22 protein-coding genes are annotated in these 18,931 nt (G+C 69.8%); 14 read left to right on the top strand and 8 right to left on the bottom strand.

The genetic code is table 11. From position 1 onward, the window contains the following. Positions 1 to 169 precede the first annotated feature (169 nt). From AC1RN0_RS01575 to AC1RN0_RS01560, 4 genes are all read right to left on the bottom strand, one after another. Positions 170 to 1,609, bottom strand: coding sequence for an aldehyde dehydrogenase family protein (locus AC1RN0_RS01575; RefSeq protein ID WP_492785669.1), 1,440 nt, complete (start codon positions 1,607 to 1,609; stop codon positions 170 to 172). Positions 1,610 to 1,714: 105 nt separating this feature from the next. Beyond that, positions 1,715 to 2,662: an SMP-30/gluconolactonase/LRE family protein gene (locus tag AC1RN0_RS01570; protein ID WP_492785668.1), complete on the bottom strand. Its 948-nt coding sequence runs from the start codon at positions 2,660 to 2,662 to the stop codon at positions 1,715 to 1,717. 31 nt (positions 2,663 to 2,693) lie between these two features. Beyond that, entirely contained in the window at positions 2,694 to 3,167 is a 474-nt protein-coding gene (locus AC1RN0_RS01565) for an NUDIX domain-containing protein (protein WP_492785667.1), read from the bottom strand. A 44-nt stretch (positions 3,168 to 3,211) separates the two neighbouring features. Continuing rightward, entirely contained in the window at positions 3,212 to 3,376 is a 165-nt protein-coding gene (locus AC1RN0_RS01560) for a hypothetical protein (protein ID WP_492785666.1), read from the bottom strand. On the opposite strand from AC1RN0_RS01560, the gene AC1RN0_RS01555 reads away from it, so the two are divergent. From AC1RN0_RS01555 to AC1RN0_RS01535, 5 genes are all read left to right on the top strand, one after another. After that, positions 3,336 to 4,082: an SDR family oxidoreductase gene (locus AC1RN0_RS01555; RefSeq protein ID WP_492785665.1), complete on the top strand. Its 747-nt coding sequence runs from the start codon at positions 3,336 to 3,338 to the stop codon at positions 4,080 to 4,082. The genes AC1RN0_RS01560 and AC1RN0_RS01555 overlap by 41 nt on opposite strands. A gap of 13 nt (positions 4,083 to 4,095) precedes the next feature. After that, positions 4,096 to 4,500, top strand: coding sequence for a dihydroneopterin aldolase (gene folB / locus AC1RN0_RS01550; protein ID WP_492785664.1), 405 nt, complete (start codon positions 4,096 to 4,098; stop codon positions 4,498 to 4,500). A gap of 131 nt (positions 4,501 to 4,631) precedes the next feature. Further along, positions 4,632 to 5,057: a hypothetical protein gene (locus tag AC1RN0_RS01545; protein ID WP_492785663.1), complete on the top strand. Its 426-nt coding sequence runs from the start codon at positions 4,632 to 4,634 to the stop codon at positions 5,055 to 5,057. 64 nt (positions 5,058 to 5,121) lie between these two features. Beyond that, positions 5,122 to 5,517, top strand: coding sequence for a DUF4870 family protein (locus AC1RN0_RS01540; protein WP_492785662.1), 396 nt, complete (start codon positions 5,122 to 5,124; stop codon positions 5,515 to 5,517). Positions 5,518 to 5,652: 135 nt separating this feature from the next. Further along, entirely contained in the window at positions 5,653 to 6,069 is a 417-nt protein-coding gene (locus AC1RN0_RS01535) for a hypothetical protein (protein ID WP_492785661.1), read from the top strand. A gap of 42 nt (positions 6,070 to 6,111) precedes the next feature. On the opposite strand, the gene AC1RN0_RS01530 is transcribed toward AC1RN0_RS01535, so the two are convergent. Next, a complete protein-coding gene (locus tag AC1RN0_RS01530; RefSeq protein ID WP_492785660.1) occupies positions 6,112 to 6,999 on the bottom strand; it encodes a branched-chain amino acid aminotransferase in 888 nt (295 codons plus the stop codon). Between the two features lie 80 nt (positions 7,000 to 7,079). Here AC1RN0_RS01530 and AC1RN0_RS01525 point away from each other — a divergent pair, with 80 nt between their 5' ends. Genes AC1RN0_RS01525 through AC1RN0_RS01515 form a run of 3 tightly spaced genes read left to right on the top strand, consistent with a single transcriptional unit; the run spans position 7,080 to position 9,605 of the window. After that, entirely contained in the window at positions 7,080 to 7,565 is a 486-nt protein-coding gene (locus AC1RN0_RS01525) for a MarR family winged helix-turn-helix transcriptional regulator (RefSeq protein WP_492785659.1), read from the top strand. A gap of 1 nt (position 7,566) precedes the next feature. Next, on the top strand, positions 7,567 to 8,259 hold the full coding sequence (locus AC1RN0_RS01520) for a response regulator (RefSeq protein ID WP_492785658.1): 693 nt from the start codon (positions 7,567 to 7,569) through the stop codon (positions 8,257 to 8,259). Further along, positions 8,259 to 9,605 carry an ATP-binding protein gene (locus AC1RN0_RS01515; RefSeq protein WP_492785657.1) on the top strand — a complete coding sequence of 449 codons (1,347 nt, stop codon included), beginning with the start codon at positions 8,259 to 8,261 and terminating at the stop codon, positions 9,603 to 9,605. The genes AC1RN0_RS01520 and AC1RN0_RS01515 overlap by 1 nt, the downstream gene beginning before the upstream one ends. 146 nt (positions 9,606 to 9,751) lie before the next feature. Here AC1RN0_RS01515 and proC read toward each other — a convergent pair whose 3' ends face one another. The 3 genes from proC to AC1RN0_RS01500 form a co-directional block, all read right to left on the bottom strand. Beyond that, a complete protein-coding gene (gene proC, locus AC1RN0_RS01510) occupies positions 9,752 to 10,543 on the bottom strand; it encodes a pyrroline-5-carboxylate reductase (protein WP_492785656.1) in 792 nt (263 codons plus the stop codon). Between the two features lie 12 nt (positions 10,544 to 10,555). After that, positions 10,556 to 11,065 (bottom strand): type III secretion system chaperone family protein, encoded by a 510-nt coding sequence (locus AC1RN0_RS01505; RefSeq protein WP_488899249.1) that lies wholly within the window; start codon positions 11,063 to 11,065, stop codon positions 10,556 to 10,558. A gap of 125 nt (positions 11,066 to 11,190) precedes the next feature. Next, positions 11,191 to 11,460, bottom strand: a complete 270-nt coding sequence (locus AC1RN0_RS01500) for an accessory factor UbiK family protein (RefSeq protein ID WP_492785655.1) — start codon at positions 11,458 to 11,460, stop codon at positions 11,191 to 11,193. Positions 11,461 to 11,575: 115 nt separating this feature from the next. On the opposite strand from AC1RN0_RS01500, the gene lgt reads away from it, so the two are divergent. From lgt to AC1RN0_RS01470, 6 genes are all read left to right on the top strand, one after another. Then, positions 11,576 to 12,418 (top strand): prolipoprotein diacylglyceryl transferase, encoded by an 843-nt coding sequence (gene lgt / locus AC1RN0_RS01495; RefSeq protein ID WP_492785654.1) that lies wholly within the window; start codon positions 11,576 to 11,578, stop codon positions 12,416 to 12,418. After that, positions 12,418 to 13,482 (top strand): class I SAM-dependent methyltransferase, encoded by a 1,065-nt coding sequence (locus AC1RN0_RS01490; RefSeq protein ID WP_492785653.1) that lies wholly within the window; start codon positions 12,418 to 12,420, stop codon positions 13,480 to 13,482. The genes lgt and AC1RN0_RS01490 overlap by 1 nt, the downstream gene beginning before the upstream one ends. Then, complete coding sequence (gene pgeF, locus AC1RN0_RS01485; RefSeq protein ID WP_492785652.1) at positions 13,479 to 14,255, top strand: peptidoglycan editing factor PgeF; 777 nt, start codon at positions 13,479 to 13,481, stop codon at positions 14,253 to 14,255. The genes AC1RN0_RS01490 and pgeF overlap by 4 nt, the downstream gene beginning before the upstream one ends. A gap of 77 nt (positions 14,256 to 14,332) precedes the next feature. Further along, the gene (locus AC1RN0_RS01480) at positions 14,333 to 15,280 is read left to right on the top strand and encodes an alpha/beta fold hydrolase (RefSeq protein WP_492785651.1); all 948 of its coding nucleotides are present in this window, start codon (positions 14,333 to 14,335) and stop codon (positions 15,278 to 15,280) included. A 22-nt stretch (positions 15,281 to 15,302) separates the two neighbouring features. Continuing rightward, complete coding sequence (locus AC1RN0_RS01475) at positions 15,303 to 16,379, top strand: mannose-1-phosphate guanylyltransferase (RefSeq protein WP_492785650.1); 1,077 nt, start codon at positions 15,303 to 15,305, stop codon at positions 16,377 to 16,379. 94 nt (positions 16,380 to 16,473) lie between these two features. Continuing rightward, positions 16,474 to 18,921: a glycosyltransferase family 4 protein gene (locus tag AC1RN0_RS01470; protein WP_492785649.1), complete on the top strand. Its 2,448-nt coding sequence runs from the start codon at positions 16,474 to 16,476 to the stop codon at positions 18,919 to 18,921. The last annotated feature ends 10 nt before the right edge of the window (positions 18,922 to 18,931 follow it).

Below are 18,931 nucleotides of genomic sequence, written 5' to 3'. Positions count from 1 at the left end.
CAAGGCCGGCGCAAAGAAAAAGGGCCGCCGGAGTGATCCGACGGCCCTTCTCTTGTTCAGTGCGTCCTTCGAGACGCGGACCTGAGGGTCCGCTCCTCAGGATGACGAACACAGGTGCGCGTCATGGTGAGGAGCGAGCCTCAAGCGAGCGTCCCCAACCACGCAAACCCTATTCCGCGGCCTTGGCCGGGTTGTAGCCGAGCATGGCCTTGGTCTCGAGGAACTCGTGGAAGCCGTAGTCGCCCCACTCGCGGCCGTTGCCGCTCATCTTGTAGCCGCCGAAGGGGGCCATCAGGTCCCCGCCGCCGCCGTTGATGCTGACCTGGCCGGCGCGCAGGCGCGAGGCCACCTTGTGCAGCTGCTCGACGTCGGTGCCCGAGACGTAGGCCGCGAGGCCGTACTCGGTGTCGTTGCCGACCTTCACCGCCTCATCGACGCTGTCGTAGCCGATGATCGAAACGACCGGGCCGAAGATCTCTTCCTTGGCGATGGTCATGTCGTTGGTGACGTTGGCGAACACGGTCGGCTTGACGAAGTAGCCCTTGTCGAGGCCTTCCGGACGGCCGACGCCGCCGCTGACCAGGGTCGCGCCCTCGTCGATGCCGGCCTGGATCAGCTTCTGGATCTTGTTGAACTGGATCTCGGAGACGACCGGACCCATCTGGGCGTTGCCCTTCGGGTCGCCGACCGTCGTGGAGTCGGCCGCGGCCTTGGCGATGGCGATGACCTCGTCCATGCGCTTGCCGGGGACCAGCATGCGGGTCGGGGCGTTGCAGGACTGGCCCGAGTTCATCATCACCGAGCGCACGCCGCCGGTGACGGCCGCCTGGAAGTCCGCGTCATCGAGGATGATGTTGGGGCTCTTGCCGCCCAGCTCCTGGGCGACGCGCTTGACGGTCGGGGCGGCGTTCTTCGCCACTTCGATGCCGGCGCGGGTCGAGCCCGTGAACGAGACCATGTCGATCTCGGGATGGCTGGAGATGGCCGCGCCGACGGTCGGGCCGTCGCCGTTGACCAGGTTGAACACGCCGGCCGGCACGCCGGCGGCATGCAGGATCTCGGTCCAGACATAGGCCGAGAACGGCGCGACTTCCGACGGCTTGAGCACCATGGTGCAGCCCACGGCCAGGGCCGGGGCGACCTTGCAGGCGATCTGGTTGACCGGCCAGTTCCAGGGGGTGATCAGGCCGCAGACGCCGATCGGCTCCTTGACCAGACGGGTCGGGCCGCGATCCTCGACGAACTTGAAGTTCTTCAGCACCGCGATGGCGGTCTGGGTGTGGGCCAGGCCCATGGCCGCCTGGGCGCGCTGGGCCAGCGAGGCGGGGGCGCCCATTTCCTCGGTGATCGCGTCGGCCATGTCGCCGTAGCGCTTCTGGTACTCGACGACGATGCGCTCGAGCAGGTCGATGCGCTCCTCGATGGTCGTCAGGGAGAAGGTCTCGAACGCCTTGCGGGCGGCCTTGGCGGCCTGGTCGACGTGGTCGGCCGTGCCCAGCGAGATCTTGCCGCAGACCTCTTCGTTGGCCGGGTTGATGACGTCCAGCGTCGTGACGCCGGTGGGCTGAACCCACTGACCATCGATGTAGAATTTCGTGTAGTCGCGCATCACCGTCATCTCCCTGCGGGCCGCAACACGGCCTCTTCAAACGCTAGTTTAGTTACCGCCGATCACCTCGGGAAGGCCCGACATCAAAACTTGATGCATCCGTCTTCAAAGCTGATGCACGTGCGGTTGTCCGGCGACCGGGCTGCGGGCCTTCAGCACATAGCCGGCGCGGATCGAGCCGATGTAGAGGTCCTTCAGGTCCGGGCCGCCCCAGGTGACGTTGGTCGGGTGGTTGACGATCTCGCCGGAGGGATCGTGGACCACGGTCTCGACCACGCCCGACGGGCGGATGGCGACGACCTTGTTGGCCGCCGGCAGGCAGACCCAGAGCACGCCGTTGGCGTCCATGCCGACGCCGTCGGTGTAGCCGAGGTCGTCCGGGTGATGCGCGGCGGCGGCCTGCGCCTCGGCGTCCCCGGGGGCCATCAGCCGGCCCAGCTGCGGACCGTAGCGTTCACCCGGGCCAAGCCTGCCGCCGGGAAGGATTTCGAACCGCATGACGTCCGCGCCGCTGGTCTGGGCGCAGTAGAGCCAGCGGTCGTCGGCCGAGAGGGCCAGGCCATTGGGAAACTTCAGGCCGTCGGCGACGATGCTCGTGGACCCGTCCGGCCGCAGCACGAAGATGAAGCCGTCAGGCCGGCCGTCGAGCGCCTGGGGCCAGGTCTCCGCGTGGGTCGAGTTGGCGCACCAGATGTTCCCGGCCCGGTCGAGCACGGGATAGTTGGCGCTGGTCAGGCGCCGGCCGCCGACCTCGGCGACCAGCGTCTCATGCTTGCCGGTGGCCGGATCGAACCGCTGCAGCGGCCCCTCTTCCTTGTCGTAGATGCCGAAGTTGGCGATCAGGACCCGGCCCTGCAGGTCCATATTGATGCCGTTCGGCGCGCCGCCCTTCGGGCCCATGCGAGTGAAGCCGCCGTCCGGGTGGATCTCGGCCACCGCGCACTGGTGATCGGAAGCGAACACCCGGCCGTCCTTGCCGACCACCACATCCTCGGGCCGGTCGATGCCGACGGCGATCTTGGCGAAGTCCTGCGGGACCATCCAGTTGGGCATCTGCGCTTCTCCCTGTTCTGTCTTGTTGGCGCTACCAGAACAGGTCGGGCGGGCCGCCGTCCAGCATCTCGGCCAGGCGGTTTCGCGTGCCGCGCGTCGCCCCTTCGGGCAGGGCGTGCGGGTGGAACCAGTCGACGCGCAGGATCTCGCCGCGCGAGGTCGCGACGGCCTGCTCCCAGTGATCGACGCGATAGACCAGCACATGGTCGCCGCGGAAGTTGCCGCCGTTGGAGTGCATCGACACCAGCCTGGGTCGCGACAGCGGACGCACGCCGGCCTCCTCCTCCAGCTCGCGGGCCGCGGCCTGTTCGACCGTCTCGCCCTTCTCCACGCCGCCGCCGGGGAAGTGCCAGCCGGGGGTGTAGCTGTGCTCGATCAGCAGCACGCGACCGGCCTCGTCAAAGACCATCACCCGCACGCCGAGCGTCAGGCCGCGCACCTGGCGCATGACGGTCTGGTAGACCGGTCGAAGCCGGGGCTCGAGAAGGCGTTTCCAGCGGGACATGGCGTCAGCCTAGAACGGCCGCTTGCCCGGCGCGAGAGCGGCGGCTAAAGCCGGTCGACTTTATCCAACGGAGCCGCGTCATGGTCGCCATCGGCGTCATCGGTCTTTTCATCGTCATTCTGGCCGCCCTGAACCTGTTCGAGTTCGGCCGCGTCGACTGATCCCGTCTTGAGCGGCGCGGCAGTCATCACCGGCGCGGCGCGGCGCATCGGCCGCGTCCTGGCCGTGCAAGCCGCGCGCTCGGGCTATGACGTCGCCGTCCATCATCGCGATTCGGACGCAGAGGCCGCGGAAACGGCCGCCCTCGTGCGCGCCGAAGGCCGCCGCGCCTGCGTGCTGGCCGCCGATCTGACCGATCCCGATATCGGCGCGCTGATCGGCCAGGCCGAGGCCGCGCTCGGCCCCGTGACCCTGCTGGTCAACAACGCCTCCCTGTTCATCGACGACCGCCTGCAGTCCTTCGACACGGCGACGTTTGACGCCCACATCGCCACCAACCTGCGGGCGCCGGCGCTGCTGGCCCAGGCCATGGCGGCCCGGCTGCCGGAGGGCGCGGGCGGCGTCATCATCAACATTCTCGACCAGCGGGTCTGGCGACCGAACCCGCAGTTCTTCGGCTACAGCCTGTCCAAGGCCGCGCTCTGGCACGCGACGCAGACCATGGCCCAGGCGCTGGCGCCGCGCATCCGGGTCAACGCCATCGGCCCCGGCCCGACGCTCGGCTCCGTGCACCAGGCGCCCGGCGAGTTCGAACAGGAGGCCGCCGGCACGCCGCTGGGCCACAGCGTCAGTCCCGACGAGATCGCCGCCGCCCTGCGCTATCTGATTGACGCCCCGTCGGTGACGGGTCAGATGATCGCTGTCGACAGCGGCCAGCATCTGGGCTGGCTGACGCCCGACATCGTCCACCCCTGACCCGCAGAGAGACGTGGCCGCCACCCTTCCCGAAACGCCTTTCGAACCGGCCTCCGCGACCCGCGTCGTCGTCGCGAAGATCTTCGTGCGCGGGCTGAAGGTCGACGCCGAGATCGGCGTCTACGATCACGAACGGGGCCGGTCGCAGCCGCTGGTCGTCGACGTCGAGCTGGATGTGACCACCGTCCACGCCGAGCGCCTGTCCCAGACGGTCAACTACGAGACCATCGCAAACGACGCGCGCGATCTGGCCGCCGAGGGCCATATCGAACTGGTCGAGACCTTCGCCGAACGGCTGGCCGAACGTTGCCTGGCCGATCCGCGCGTCACCCGCGCCCGGGTGCGGGTCGAGAAGCCGATGGCCCTCGCCCCCCGGGCCGAAGCGGCCGGCGTCGAGATCACGGCGGTCCGGGTCTGACCGGGACCGGCCTTTCGCATGCCGCGCGCCTCGCCCCGCTGAGGCCCGAGACCGTCTGGACCGTCGACGCCGACGGCCTGACCGAAGTCGCCGGCGCGAAGACCCGCCGGTTCGCGCTGGCCGATCTGCGTGTGCTGCGGCTGGCGGGTCTGCCGAACAGCCCCCGCCGCGCCGTGACCCTGCAGTTCGCCCGGGGGCGCTGCGTGATCCCCTCGCACAGCTGGACCGGGCCCGGGCGGTTCGACGACCGGATGGAGAGCTTCTCGCCGCTGGTCCGGGCGATCGCCGAACAGGCCGCAGACCTGGCGCCGCGCGCGCGGTTCGCCACCGCCGGCCTGGAGGTGGGCGAGGCCTTCCTGTGGACCATGGGCCTGCTCGGTATCGGCACCGCCGTGCTGCTGGTCGCCTCGATCAGCGCCGGCGCGGCCGCGCTCGGCGTCGCGCTGGCCGCGCGGCTGGTCTTCGTGCTGATCCTGATGCTGGCGGTGATGCCGTGGCTGAAGGGCCGCACGGCCGCGCTCGACCCCCGGGCCCTCTCGCGCGGTCTGCTCCCGTAAGCGTGACCCCGTCCGGTTTGCCTCGCACGGCAAAACCCGGCAGCATCCCCCACGGAGGCCCATCATGACCGAGACCATCGACCGACCGCATGAAGACCGGGTTCTCCCCGCCGTCGTCTACGCCCTGTATCTGCTCAGCCTGCCATCGGCCTGGGTCGCGGTGCTGATCGGCCTCGTCCTGGCGTACGCCAACCGCGACAACGCCGGGCCGCGCATGGCGACCCACTACCAGTTCCTGATCCAGACCTTCTGGAAGTCGATCTGGTGGGCCGTCATCGGGCTGGTGCTGTTCGTGGTCGGGCTGATCTTCTCCGTGCTGCTGATCGGCATCCCGGTGCTGATCGCGGGCAGCCTGATCCTGGCGGCCGTGCACATCTGGTTCTACGTCCGGGTGGCCGTCGGCCTGATCTACCTGGTGCAGGACCAGCCCTATCCGCGCCCCGACGCGTGGCTGTTTTAAAGGCAGACGGCTCCGCTTCTGCCCATTGAACGAACGGCTTCCGGCCACCCCTTCCCCTGACGGTTGCAGCCTTTTGACCCGGCCGGTTCCAGACCGAACGGTCAGGCGGCGTTGGGGAAAGACGGGGGAGAATCCATGGTCGCGCGTTTACTGAGCCTGCTGCTGGGGCTGATGCTGGGCGCTTTCGGCTGGGCCATCGTCGACCCGAAGGGGCCCGCCGCCGCGCGGATGCCGCCGCTCGATCTGGGGATGTTCGAGGGTCACAGGGCCTTCATCGGTTGGGGCTTGCTGGCGCTGGGGATCGCCGCGCTGCTCTCGTCGGTGGCGCCCAGGGCCAGGCGGAAGCCAAAGGGGCCGCCCCTGGTCGACTTCGACGCCGCGCCGGACGTGACCTCCGTTTCGGATCATCACGAGGACCCGGCGCACCACGACAGCCATGAGCACCACGAAGAGGCGCACCACGACGACGGGCACGGTCACGAGCCGCATGGGGACCGTCATGGCCGCCACGTCTCGTCCTCGGGATCGCCCCGACCTTCAGCGCTCTGGTAGGGGGTGGTCCGCCCTCCCCGTCGCCGGGGAGGGCGGGAACCGTCAGGCGTCGACGAGTTCGCGCCGCACCATGCGGGCGTAGTCGTCCATCAGCGTCAGCGAGATCTGGCCCGGGGTGAAGCGGTACTCGCCCACCTCGGCCACCGGCGTCACCTCGGCGGCGGTGCCGACGATGAAACACTCGCTGAAGCCGGCCATCTCTTCCGGCTTGATGTGGCGCTCGATCACTTCATAGCCGCGCTTCTTCGCCAGCTTCATCACCGACCGGCGGGTGATGCCGTCGAGGAAGCAGTCCGGCGTCGGCGTGTGGATGACGCCGTCCTTGACGAAGAACACGTTGGCGCCAGTCGCCTCGGCCACGTAGCCGCGGTAGTCGAGCATCAGCGCGTCGGAATAACCGTCCTTCTCCGCGGCATGCTTGGAGATGGTGCAGATCATGTACAGGCCGGCCGCCTTGGCCGCCGTCGGGGCCGTTTCCGGCGACGGGCGCTTGTACTTCGCCCAGGTCAGACGGATGCCCTTCTTCTTCTGCTCGGGATCGAAGTAGCTGGGCCAGTCCCACACGGCGATGGCCACGTGGATCTTCGTGTTCTGGGCCGAGACGCCGATCATCTCCGAACCGCGCCAGGCGATCGGACGGACGTAACAATCCGTCAGGCCGTTCTTCGCGCAGGTCGCCTTGCAGGCCTCGTCGATCTCCGACACCGTGTAGGGGATCTTGAAGTCGAGGATTTCCGCCGATTTGAACAGCCGCTCGGTATGAGCCGTCAGCTCATAGATCTCCCCGCCGTACATCCGCTCGCCCTCGAACACCGAGGAGGCGTAATGCATGGCGTGCGTCAGTACGTGCACCTTCGCCTCGCGCCAGGGCACGAACTGGCCGTCCAGCCAGATCCATCCGTCGCGATCATCGAAGGGAACGATAGACATTGGGAGCAACCCTCCTTTCAAGGGAACCGCGACCTTAGACGCCCGGCGCCGTTTGGCGTCAAACAAAATGGTGCAGTGCAGTGACCTTCCCCGCCGATCCGCGGCTCATTCTGAGGGATGAAGAGCTCGACCAGGGCCTCGAGCTGATGCTCCTGGCGGAGGCGAGCCTGTGGGCGGCGGTCGACGCGGCGCTGGAGGCGGAGACGGGTCTCGGCCGCCCGCACTGGCGGGCCGCCTTCCTGCTGCGACGGCGGCCGGGCCTGGGCGTGCGCGACCTCTCCCGCCTGACCGGTCTGTCGAAGCAGGCCGCCAGCCGCACCCTGGCCGACCTCGTCCGGCTGGAGCTGGCCGAAACCGAGGCCGGGGATCTCGACGCCCGCCGCAGGCCCGCGCGCCTGACGCCGGCGGGCCTGGCCTTCGAGGAGCGCATCGCCGAGCGCCTGCGCGCCCTGCTGGGCCGGGCCTATCGCACGGGCGGACTTGACGGGGTGGCCGGCGCAAGGCGGATTCTCGCCGCTCTGGCCGGATCGCGCACGGGCGTGGGCCTTCGCCGGGAGGAGACCTGACGTGAGCCTGCCGGACCGACACCTGCTGGTGGTCGACGATGACGACCGGATCCGCGAACTGCTGCGTGAATACCTCGCCCGGGCCGGCTTCCGCGTGACCGGCGCGGCCGACGCCGCCTCAGCCTGGCGGCTGATCGAGACATTCGACTTCGACCTGATGGTGCTGGACGTGATGATGCCGGGCGAGGACGGCGTGTCCCTGGCCCGACGCCTGCGCGCCCGGACCGACCAGCCCGGCCGCACCCCGGTGCTGATGCTGACCGCCCGGGGCGAGGCGGGCGACCGCATTGAAGGCCTGACCGCCGGCGTCGACGACTACCTCGCCAAGCCGTTCGAGCCGCAGGAGCTGCTGCTGCGCATCGAGGCCATCCTGCGCCGGGCCGGCCCCCGCGACACCGGGCCCAGCAGCCTGTCGCTGGGCGACTGCGCCTTCGACATCGAGCGGGGCGAACTGACCCGCGACGGGGCCCAGATCCGCCTGACCGAGGCCGAGGTCGAACTGATGCGCCGGCTGGCGAAATCGGCCAACGCGCCGGTCGACCGTCTGGAACTGGCGCGCGACACCGCCGACGTCACCGGCCGGGCCGTGGACGTCCAGGTCACGCGCCTTCGCCGCAAGATCGAGGTCGACCCGAAGAACCCCCGCTATCTGCAGACCGTGCGCGGCGTCGGCTATCGCCTGGCGCCCGACTGATGAAGCTCCGCGCGCTCAAGATCATCATCCCGCGCCAGATCAAGCGGTGGCTGCCGACCAGCCTGTTCGGCCGCAGCCTGCTGATCATCATCCTGCCGATCGCCCTGATGCAGATCGCGGTGACCTGGGTGTTCTTCGACGCCCACTGGCAGACCGTGACCAGCCGCCTGTCCGACGGGCTGGCCGGCGACATCGCCTGGGCCGTCGAGAGCTACCAGGACGATCCGAGTCCCGCCTCGCTGGCCCGCATCGCCGATCGGGCTCAGGACTCGATGTCGCTGTCGATCGCCCTGTCGCCGATCCGCACCCTGCCGCCGCGCCGGCCGAGCTCGGTGTTCGGCGCGCTGGACCGGTCGCTGGACCGGGCGCTGTCGGAGCACCTGGAGGCGCCCTACTGGTTCGATACGGTCCGCTTCCCGGGCTACGTCGACATCCGCGTCAAGGTGCACGGCCAGGTGTTGCGGATCATCGCCCCGGCCGACCGGGCCTGGGCCACCCAGGGCGGCATCTTCGTGCTGTGGATGATCGTCACCACCCTGCTGCTGACGGCCATCGCCATCCTGTTCATCCGCAACCAGGTGCGGGCCATCGAGCGGCTGGCCACGGCGGCCGAGGCGTTCGGCAAGGGCGGCGACGTGGCCGACTTCAAGCCCTACGGCGCGCGCGAGGTGCGCCAGGCGGCCCAGGCCTTCCTGGCCATGAAGAGCCGCATCCAGCGCCATCTGGAGCAGCGCACCGCCATGCTGGCGTCGGTCAGCCATGACCTGCGCACGCCGCTGACCCGGCTGAAGCTCGAACTGGCGCTGGCCGAACCGTCGAAGCGCGTCGAGGCGATGAAGACCGACCTGTCCGAAATGGAGCACATGATCGACGAGTACCTCGCCTTCGCCCGCGGCGAGGGCGGCGAGTCGGTCGAGGTCACGGTCCTGCGCGACCTGATCCAGGAGGTCAGCGCGGGCGCGGCCCGGGCCGGGGCGGAGGTGTCGATCGACGTCGACCCGGGTCTGTCGCTGGCCGTTCGGCCGCACGCACTGAAGCGGGCGCTGTCGAACCTGGTGATGAACGCCGCCGGGCATGGCGAGCGGATCCTCATTTCGGCGCACCAGACCCCGGCGGGCGGTGCGGAGATCATCGTCGACGACGATGGTCCGGGCATTCCGCCCGAGCAGTACGAGGAGGCCTTCCGGCCGTTCAACCGGCTCGACGAGTCTCGGAACCAGAACGAGAAGGGCGTCGGCCTGGGCCTCGCCATCGCCCGCGACGTGGCGCGCGGCCACGGCGGCGAACTGAGCCTGGACCGGTCGCCGATGGGCGGCCTGAGGGCGGTGATCCGCCTGCCGGCGTAGGGTCCGCCCCGGCGCAATTCCTGGCCGTCGGAAATCAGGGAAATCAGGGGACAGCTTACTTATTTCGCCATTGCCCGGTGACCCGGTCCCAGCGGGGGGTAGAAATAAGTAAGCTGTCCCCTGATTTCGGTGATCCGGCTGCCCGCCTAGCCGAGCTCTTTCGAGCGCCGGACAGCGGCCGCCACGGCGTCGACCAGCAACGGCCCCAGGCCATCGGCGCCCATCAGCACCTCGAGCGCCGCCTCGGTCGTGCCGCCCGGCGAGGTCACCTGTCGGCGCAGTTCGGCGGGCGAGGCGTCGCTCAGGGTCATGAGGGCTGCGGCGCCGGCGATGGTGGATTGCGCCAGCGTCGTGGCCGCCTCCGACGACAGTCCGGCCTGGACGGCGGCGGCCTCGAGCGCCTCGACGAAGGCGTAGAGATAGGCCGGGCCCGAGCCGGACACCGCCGTCGCCGCGTGCATCAGGGACTCGTCGTCGACGTCGACGACCCGGGAAATTCCGTCGAACAGCTGGTGGGCCCGGTCCCTGGCGCCGTCGTCATCCGAATAGATGGTCGCCGTACCCTGCGCGATCGCCACCGCGATCGTCGGCATGACGCGGGCCACGAACCGGAGTCGAAACGCTTCACGCAGGTCATCGAGGCCTACCCCCGCGACGACGGAGACGATGATGGCGTCATGGGCCAGGTAAGGTTCGACCGCGGCGACGGCTTCGCGCCAGAGCTGGGGCTTCACCGCCAGCACGACCGTGTCGGCCCGCATAAGCTCGACGTCTTCAGGATTGAGCTCGGCGCCGGCCTCGACGGCTTCCATCGCCTCGGCGCCGGGATAGGGATCCCTGATGATCAGGTCGCCGCTGCTCACGGGCCCGCCGAACATCCAGCCGGAAATCAGCGCGCCGCCCATCCGTCCGGCGCCGAGCAGGAGAACCCGTGACATGCGTGGATCGCCCTAGGCTTCGCCGACGGTCTCGAACATGCAGGCGGCCATCGCCTCGTCCGGGGACTTGGCGCCGGCCAGCAGGAAGTCGAACGCCGGATAGAACCGGTCGGCCGCTTCCACGGCCGCGTCGATCATCGAGGCCGCGGCCGCGAGGGTCGGGCGTTCGCCGCCGGGCAGGCTGAGGGCGTGGCGGAAGACCACCTCGCCGTCGTCGGCCCAGACCTCGAAGTGGCCGAGCCAGACGCGCTGGTTGATCAGCGACAGCAGTTCATAGGCCGAGGCGCGCTTGGCCTTGGGCGTGGTCATGCCGATCGACAGGCACAGCTGCAGGCAGTCGGCCTCCGGCCGCCAGGCGAACCACAGCTCGTAGTCCTTCCAGTCGCCGGCCAGGGCGAAGGCGAGATCGCCGTCGTCGGTGCGGTCGAAGGTCAGATTTTCGGCGGCGAGCACGTGCTCGACGACTTCCAGCGGATCAAGCGCCAGCAGGGCGTCGTCTTCTTCGGGATGGGGCGTGTCCATGGGGCCTCTGTATCCCTCCGACCTGTGGCCGAGCGGGGAAGCGCCCGGCGGAAGCAGCGTCCTTGATCAAGGAGCCTAGACTGCTTCGCGACGGGCGTAAGGGGGGTTCTTGCCGGGCGCGAGCCCTACTCGCCCTTCTTGGCCGGTTTGGCCTTCGGGGCGGGTTTGGCGGCGGATGCGGCGCTTTTGAGGGTCTCGACCTCGGCGCGCAGGGCCGCGATCTCGGCCTTCAGGGCGTCGAGATCGTCGCGACGCACGAGGTCCATCTCGGCGACCATCCGGTCGGCCTGGGCGCGAAACGCGGTCTTCGCCTCTTCACTGGCGGCCTGGGCGACACCGGCCGCCGCCGTGGTGAACTTGGCGATCTCGTCGAGGAAGGGGTTCTTGGTCTGCATCGGGGCCCTGTCGGACGCGAAATGGCGCGCCCAGACCCCTAATATGGGAAACCGGGGGTGAAAGCGAAGGGGATCACCGCTATCACCGCAAGAAGACGCCCACACGGAGAGAGACGTGCAGTTTCCGAACTTCGATCCGGTCATCTTTCACATCGGACCGCTGGCCATCCGCTGGTACGCCCTGGCCTATGTGGCGGGTATCCTGCTGGGCTGGCGCTACGCCGTCGGCCTGATCTGCAAGACCCGCCTGTGGGGCGGCCAGAGGCCGGTGGTCAACGCCGAGCAGATCGACGACCTGATCCTGTGGATCACCCTGGGCATCATCGTCGGCGGCCGGATCGGCTACATCCTGTTCTACGCGCCCAATCTCGTCTGGGACGACCCGCTGGAGATCTTCCAGGTGTGGAAGGGCGGCATGAGCTTCCACGGCGGGTTCCTGGGGGTGATCACGGCCATCGTCCTGTTCTCCCTCGGCAACAGGATCGACATGTTCAGGCTGGGCGACATCGTCGCGCCGGCCGTGCCGATCGGCCTGTTCTTCGGCCGCATCGCCAACTTCATCAACGGCGAGCTGTGGGGCCGTCCGACCAGCGTGCCCTGGGCCATCCAGTTCCCGCAGGCCGGCATCGAGTACCGCCATCCCAGCCAGCTTTACGAAGCGGCCCTGGAGGGCCTCGCGCTGTTCCTGATCCTGCGGTTCGCCACCCACCGCCTGCTGTGGCTGCAGCGCCGCGGCGCCCTGGCCGGGCTGTTCATGGTCGGCTACGGCCTGTTCCGCATCTCGCTGGAGAGCGTGCGCGAGCCCGACGCCCAGATGCTGCCGTTCCTCAGGAACGTGATCACCATGGGCACCCTGCTGTCGATCCCCATGCTGCTGTTCGGACTGTGGCTCGTCTGGCGGTCTTTTTCGCAGCCGGCGCCGGTCGCCGTGTCCACGCCGGAGCAGGTTGAAGGCTGATGAGCTTGATGGAACGCCTGCGCGCCGAGATCGCGCAGACCGGCCCGATTTCCGTGGCCGAGTACATGAACCGCTGCCTGAACGACCCGCAGGACGGCTACTACGCCACAAGGCCGTCGCTGGGCGAGGCCGGCGACTTCATCACCGCGCCCCTGATCAGCCAGATGTTCGGCGAGCTGCTCGGCGTCTGGGCCGTCGAGACCTGGACCCGCATGGGCAAGCCCGGGGCGTTCCGGCTGGTCGAGATGGGCCCCGGCGACGGCACCCTGATGAGCGACCTGCTGCGCACCGTGCGGCTGGCCCCCGACTTCGTCGCCGCCGCCGAGGTCTGGCTGATCGAAACGTCCTGGCCGCTGCGGGCGGTGCAGAAGGCGAAGCTGGCCGGCGCAAGCCCCGAGCCCAACTGGACCGGATCGCTGGGCAATCTGCCCGGCGGCCTGCCGGTGATCCTCATCGCCAACGAACTGCTCGACTGCCTGCCCGCCCGCCAGTTCGTCCATGCCGGCGACGGCTGGGTCGAGCGGCTGGTGGGCCTGGGCGAGGACGGCGGACTGGCCTTCGGCCTGGCCCCCTCGCCGACCGGCGCGGTCCCCCCGGCCGACAGCCCGATCCTCGAGGTCTCGGCCGCCCAGGAGGCGCTCGGCGCCGAACTGGGCGCGATGATCGCCCGCGAGGGCGGCGCCGCGCTGCTGATCGACTACGGCCGCGGCGGTCCGGAGTTCGGCGACACGCTGCAGGCCATCCGGGCGCACGAGAAGGTCGATCCGCTGGCCTTCCCGGGCGAGTCCGACCTGACCGTCTACGCCGACTTTCCGACGGTGCGCGACGCCGCGCGGGCCGCCGGGGCCGAGGCCACCGACCCGATCGCCCAGGGCCTGTTCCTCGGCATGCTCGGCATCCAGCACCGCGCCGAAGCGCTGAAGGCCGCCCGTCCCGACCGGGCCGAGGTCATCGACCGCCAGCTGATCCGGCTGATCTCGCCCGACGAGATGGGCGAGCTGTTCAAGGTCGCCTGCATCCACTCGGCCGAACTGATCCCGCTGGGCTTCGAGGCCGCGACGTGACGGCGCTCGCGCCCCTGCAGAGCGGCCTTCTTGCCGCCGTGCCGGGCGTGAAGCACGGCTTCTTTTCCCGCGCCGGCGGGGTATCGAAGGGCATCTATGAAGGCCTCAACGTGGGCCGCGGGTCGAATGACGACGCCGGCGACGTGCTGGAGAACCGTCGCCGCGTGGCCGACTGGTTCGGCCAGACGCCGGACGCGCTGAACACCTGCTACCAGATCCACTCGGCCACCGCCGTGACCGCCGACGCGCCCTGGTGCGGACGCCTGCCGGAGGGCGACGCTGTGGTGACGGGCGAGGCGTCGGTGATCTGCGGCATCCTGACCGCCGACTGCGCGCCCGTGCTGTTCGTCGATCCGGAGACCCGCATCGTCGGCGGGGCCCACGCCGGCTGGCAGGGCGCCCTGAACGGCGTCGTCGAGGCGGCGGTCACGGCCATGACCGCGCTCGGCGCCGAGCGGTCGCGGATCATCGCCGCCGTCGGCCCCTGCATCGCCCAGGCCTCCTACGAGGTCGGGCTGGAGTTCCTCGACCGGTTCGAAAGCGCCCGGCCGGGCTCGGTGCGGTTCTTCGCCCCCGGCGAGACGGCGGACAAGCGGCGGTTCGATCTGCCGGGCTTCGTGCTGGATCGCCTGGCCGAGGCCGGGGTGGCGGAGGCCGAGTGGGTCGGTCGCGACACCTGCGCGGAAGGCGAGCTGTTCTTCTCCAACCGGCGCGCTTTCAGGCAGGGCGAGCCCGATTACGGACGTTTGATGTCCGCCATCATGGTGGCCTGACCCTTCGTCCCCACATTTCCTGAACCGGCGACGCTCTCGCGCGTTTGCCGAGCTGAACAGGATTTGTGGAGATCACGTTGGCGCGCAGGCGACCCAAAGGCGTTCTGGAAATCGGCTGGGCCTGCTTCGAGTCGGCCGCGGCCGGTCGTTTCGAGCATGTGCCGATCCATGTCTGCTATGCGGAGGACACCGTCCGCCGGGTCAATCTCGAGGCCGGCGGCGGCCACGGCTGGCGCATCTCCGCCCTGACCACCCCGCGTCAAAAGACGGCCCCGTGGAAGATCGTCGTCGTCACCGGCGCGCCCAGCTGGGCCGAATACTGGGCGCCGCTGCTGGCCGCCCTGCCCCCCGACCGCGAGATGATCGTCGTCGACCGTCCGGGCTTCGCCGGCAGCGAGCCGGTCGAGTATGTCGGCGACATCCGCGTCCAGGCCGCGGCCCTCGCCCCGCTGCTGGAGGCCGCCCCGGGTCAGAAGGTCCTGCTGGTCGGCCAGTCCTACGGCGCGGCCATCGCCTCGCTGATGGCCGCGGCGCGTCCGAAGGGCCTGAAAGGCCTGGTCCTGTTGTCCGGCTATTTCGGCGAGTCCGGCCCGACCGCGAAGTGGCTGGTCGAATGGGGCTCCAAGCTGCTGCCGTTCATTCCGCGCGACCTCAAGAACGCCGTGCGGGAGGTCGCCGGCCAACGCTCGCAGCTCGAACATCTGCACGCGGCCATCGCGCGCATCCGCGTGCCGCTGCACATCCTGCACGGCGACGCCGACGACTTCGCGCCGATCGAGACGGCCGAGCGGTTCCACGAGACGGCCCGCGGCCACCGGGCCACGAAGGCCCGGTTCCGGCGCGTGCCGGGCGCCGACCACTTCCTCAATGACGGTCCGCCGGATGCGCTGATCGCCCTGCTTGAGGAATGCCTGCCCCAGTCGCGGGCATGGCCACGCCTGCCGCCCCTGGCCTTGCCGCAGGGGTTGCAATTCCTGAAAACTATACCTTTGAATGTGTCGCGTTTTGTCACCCGTCCCGGGTGAGTGTTCGGAAGTCAGGTGACCTATGCTCTATCCCGTGATCATGAGCGGCGGGTCCGGCCAGCGGCTCTGGCCTGCCTCGAGGCCACATTTCCCCAAGCCCTTCATCCCCCTCGTCGGGTCGCGGTCGACCTTTGACGAGGCGCTGGAGCGCAGCAAGGCGCTGTCGAACGCCGCGCCGGTGACGGTCGTCGCCGGCCGCAGCCACGCGCCCGCCATCCGTCGCGCGCTGCAGCGGGCGGGCGGCGAAGGCCTGCTGGTCATGGAGCCCGAGGCCCGCGATTCCGCCCCCGCCATGGCTGCGGCGGCCCACCTCATCGCGGCGAAGGACCCCGAGGGGGTGATCCTGTTCCTGGCCGCCGACCACCACATTCCCGACCAGCATGCCTTCGCCGAGGCTGTCGGCCTGGCCGAACGCCATGCCCGCGAGGGCTGGATCGTCACCCTCGGCGTCCAGCCGGACGCGCCCTCGACCGCCTACGGCTACATCCGCCCCGGGGAGCCGCAGGGCGGCATCCACCACGTGGCGGCCTTCGTCGAGAAGCCCGATCTGGCCCAGGCCGAGCAGTTCCTGCGGGACGGCTACCTGTGGAACAGCGGCATGTTCATCACCCGCGCCGACACCTTCATCGCCGAACTGGACCTCTACGCGCCCGAGATCAGCAGCGCCGCCCGCCTGTCCGTCGAGGAGGGTGAGCACGAGCCGCACCAGGTCTCGCTCAGCGCCGCCTTCCGGGCCGCGCCGAAGATCTCGATCGACTACGCGGTGATGGAAAAGACCGATCGGGCGCTGGTCGCCCCGGCCCATTTCGCTTGGTCGGACCTGGGCGCGTGGAACGCCGTCCTCGCCGCCTCCAAGCGCGACGAGAGCGGCAACAGCGCCGCGGGCGAGGTCGTGCTGGAGAATGTCGAGGGTTGTCTGGTCAGGGCCGGCGAGGGCATGACGGTGGTCGTGGTCGGCGGCCGCAACCTGGCGGTCATCGCCGACCGCGAGGCGGTCATGGTCTGCGACCTGGACTCCTCGGAGGGTCTTAAGGCCGCCGTGGAACGGGCGTCGAAGATGGGCGTGGCCGCGCCCAGACCCGTGGCGATCAACGGATAGCGGTTCCGTGAGCGCCCGCGGCGCATCCAACCCCGGCGGTTGTGCGTTGCGGTATGAACGGACGGCGGACAGGCCGACGTCCACGGGGTCCATCATGCACCGCACGACCGTACCTGTATTCGCCGCGCGAACGTCCCTGACCGCCGCGCCCGTGAGCACGCTGAAGCGGGTCATTCTGATCGGCAGCTTTCCGCCGCGGCGCTGCGGCATCGCCACCTTCACCTGCGACGTCCACGAGGCGCTGACGACGGCCGCGCCCGACCTGGACTGTCAGGTCGTGGCGATGACCGACGAGGGCCAGAGCTACGACTACGGCCGTGAGGTCATGTTCCAGGTGCGCCAGAACAGCGCCGCCGACTATCTCGAGGCCGCGCGGCGGATCAACGAGGCCGGGCCCGACGCCGTCTGCGTCCAGCATGAGTTCGGCCTGTTCGGCGGCCCGGCCGGCGAATACCTGATGATGATGCTCGATGCCGTGCGCGCGCCGGTGACGACCACCCTGCACACCGTGCTGACGCATCCCGACGCCGACCAGCGACGGGTGTTCGAGCGGCTCATCAAGCGGTCGTCGAAGATCATCGTCATGGCGGAGCGCGGCCGGGCGATCCTGTCGGACGTGTGGAACGTGCCGGACTCGAAGATCGTCGTCGTCCCGCACGGCGCGCCGGACCGGCCTCTGCTCGACACGGCGGCCCCCAAGGCCCGCCTCGGCCTCGACGGCCATGAAGTCCTGCTGACCTTCGGCCTGCTCTCGCCCGGCAAGGGGCTGGAGAGCGTGATCCGGGCGCTGCCCGCGATCGTCAGCGCACGGCCCACCGCCCTCTATGTGATCCTCGGCGCGACCCATCCCCATCTCATCGCCCGCGAAGGCGAGGCCTATCGCGAGGGCCTGGCCGACCTCGCCCGCGAGCTGGGCGTCGGCGATCACGTGCGGTTCCACAACCAGTATGTCGACACGCCGCTGCTGCTCGACTGGCTGTCCGCCGCAGACCTGTACGTCACGCCCTACCTCAACGAGGCGCAGATCACCTCCGGCACGCTGTCCTACGCCGTGGCGCTGGGCAAGGCGGTCATCTCCACGCCCTACTGGCATGCCCAGGAGCTGCTGGCCGACGATCGCGGCGTGCTGACGCCGTTCAACGATCCCGACGCCCTGGCGACGGCCGCGATCGCCCTGCTCGGGGATCCCGACCGCATGACCGCGCTGCGTCAACGCGCCTGGGAAGCCGGGCAGGAGACGCTGTGGAGCCGGCTGGCCGAACGCTACCTCGAAACCTTCGCCCAGGTTCGGGACTCCCGCGCTCCCGCCCGCGCCGCCAGCGCCGAGCCGCGCAGCTTCGCGCCCGCGGCCCTGCCCCGTCCGGCCCTCGGCGGCGTGCGACGCATGACCGACGGCGTCGGCATGCTGCAGCACAGCGTGCACGACGTGCCCGACCGCAACCACGGCTACTGCGTCGACGACAACGCCCGGGCGCTGCTGCTGATGCACCGTATGCGCGGCGTCGGCGTCCACACCGCCGAAACCCAGACCCTCGCCGAGACCTACGCCGCCTTCGTCCAGCACGCCTGGAACGACGGCGCCGGGCGCTTCCGCAACTTCATGGGCTATGATCGCAGCTGGCTCGAGGATGTCGGGTCAGACGACAGTGTCGCCCGCGCCTGGTGGTCGGTGGCCGTCACCGCGTCCGAGGCCGGCTCCCCGGCCCTGCGCCGCTGGGCCCGCGAGCTATCGGTGCGCATCACCCAGCACCTGGACAGCTTCACCGCCATCCGCACCTACGCCTTCCTCGTGCTGGGCCTCGCCAGCCTGGTCCGCGCCGAACCCGGCCTGCACCGTGAGCGCGACCTGCTGGAGCGCCTCGCCGGCGGTCTGGCGGGCGTGCTCGGCGGCAACGAAGCCGGCGACTGGTGCTGGTTCGAGGACGGGCTGACCTATGACAACGCCCGGCTGCCGGAAGCCCTGCTGCGGGCAGGCCAGGTGCTCGACGATGCGGCTCTCACCGCCGCCGGCCTGCGCTCGCTTGAATGGCTGTGCGGCATGCAGACCGGGGTGGACGGCGTGTTCCGCGCCGTCGGCACGGACAACTTCGGCAGGCCGTTCACCGTCGAGGCGCCGTTCGACCAGCAACCGCTTGAGGCGGCGGCCACGGTCGACGCCTGCGCGGCGGCCTTCGCGGCGAGCGGCGACACCCGCTGGCTGGCCGAGGCCCGCCGGGCGTTCGACTGGTTCCTCGGCAGAAACGATCTGGGCGTTGCGCTCGGCGACCCGGTCACCGGCGATTGCTACGACGGTCTGACCCCGACCGGTCCCAACCTCAACCGCGGCGCGGAGTCGGTGCTGTCGTTCCAGCTGGCGACCTGCGCGATGCTGAACCTCGAACGGACGGCCCAGCCAGGCCCGCGTCCCGCCGCCAAAGCCCAAACAGAAGGCCAGCCCGCTGAACGATGCCAAACCTCCTCCACAGCGACCTTCGACTCCCCCCCAACCCGGCGCGGGTCGTTATCCGTCCCTTCCACATCGCTCCAGATCCCGGACCGCTGAAGCCGGGCAC

The organism is Caulobacter sp. GW821-FHT12F03 (genome assembly GCF_058806855.1).
Note: the sequence above shows the minus strand (reverse complement) of the source record. Positions and strands in the feature narration are given on the sequence as shown.

Coding starts and splice junctions, on each gene's coding strand:
- AC1RN0_RS01500 (WP_492785655.1), bottom strand. CDS start 11,460: ATGCAGACCAAGAACCCCTTCCTCGACGAGATCGCCAAGTTCACCACG.
- AC1RN0_RS01575 (WP_492785669.1), bottom strand. CDS start 1,609: ATGCGCGACTACACGAAATTCTACATCGATGGTCAGTGGGTTCAGCCC.
- AC1RN0_RS01560 (WP_492785666.1), bottom strand. CDS start 3,376: ATGCGCCGCGCCGCGCCGGTGATGACTGCCGCGCCGCTCAAGACGGGA.
- AC1RN0_RS01570 (WP_492785668.1), bottom strand. CDS start 2,662: ATGCCCAACTGGATGGTCCCGCAGGACTTCGCCAAGATCGCCGTCGGC.
- AC1RN0_RS01540 (WP_492785662.1), top strand. CDS start 5,122: ATGACCGAGACCATCGACCGACCGCATGAAGACCGGGTTCTCCCCGCC.
- AC1RN0_RS01475 (WP_492785650.1), top strand. CDS start 15,303: ATGCTCTATCCCGTGATCATGAGCGGCGGGTCCGGCCAGCGGCTCTGG.
- AC1RN0_RS01565 (WP_492785667.1), bottom strand. CDS start 3,167: ATGTCCCGCTGGAAACGCCTTCTCGAGCCCCGGCTTCGACCGGTCTAC.
- AC1RN0_RS01530 (WP_492785660.1), bottom strand. CDS start 6,999: ATGTCTATCGTTCCCTTCGATGATCGCGACGGATGGATCTGGCTGGAC.
- AC1RN0_RS01470 (WP_492785649.1), top strand. CDS start 16,474: ATGCACCGCACGACCGTACCTGTATTCGCCGCGCGAACGTCCCTGACC.
- AC1RN0_RS01490 (WP_492785653.1), top strand. CDS start 12,418: ATGAGCTTGATGGAACGCCTGCGCGCCGAGATCGCGCAGACCGGCCCG.
- proC (WP_492785656.1), bottom strand. CDS start 10,543: ATGTCACGGGTTCTCCTGCTCGGCGCCGGACGGATGGGCGGCGCGCTG.
- AC1RN0_RS01515 (WP_492785657.1), top strand. CDS start 8,259: ATGAAGCTCCGCGCGCTCAAGATCATCATCCCGCGCCAGATCAAGCGG.
- AC1RN0_RS01505 (WP_488899249.1), bottom strand. CDS start 11,065: ATGGACACGCCCCATCCCGAAGAAGACGACGCCCTGCTGGCGCTTGAT.
- AC1RN0_RS01535 (WP_492785661.1), top strand. CDS start 5,653: ATGGTCGCGCGTTTACTGAGCCTGCTGCTGGGGCTGATGCTGGGCGCT.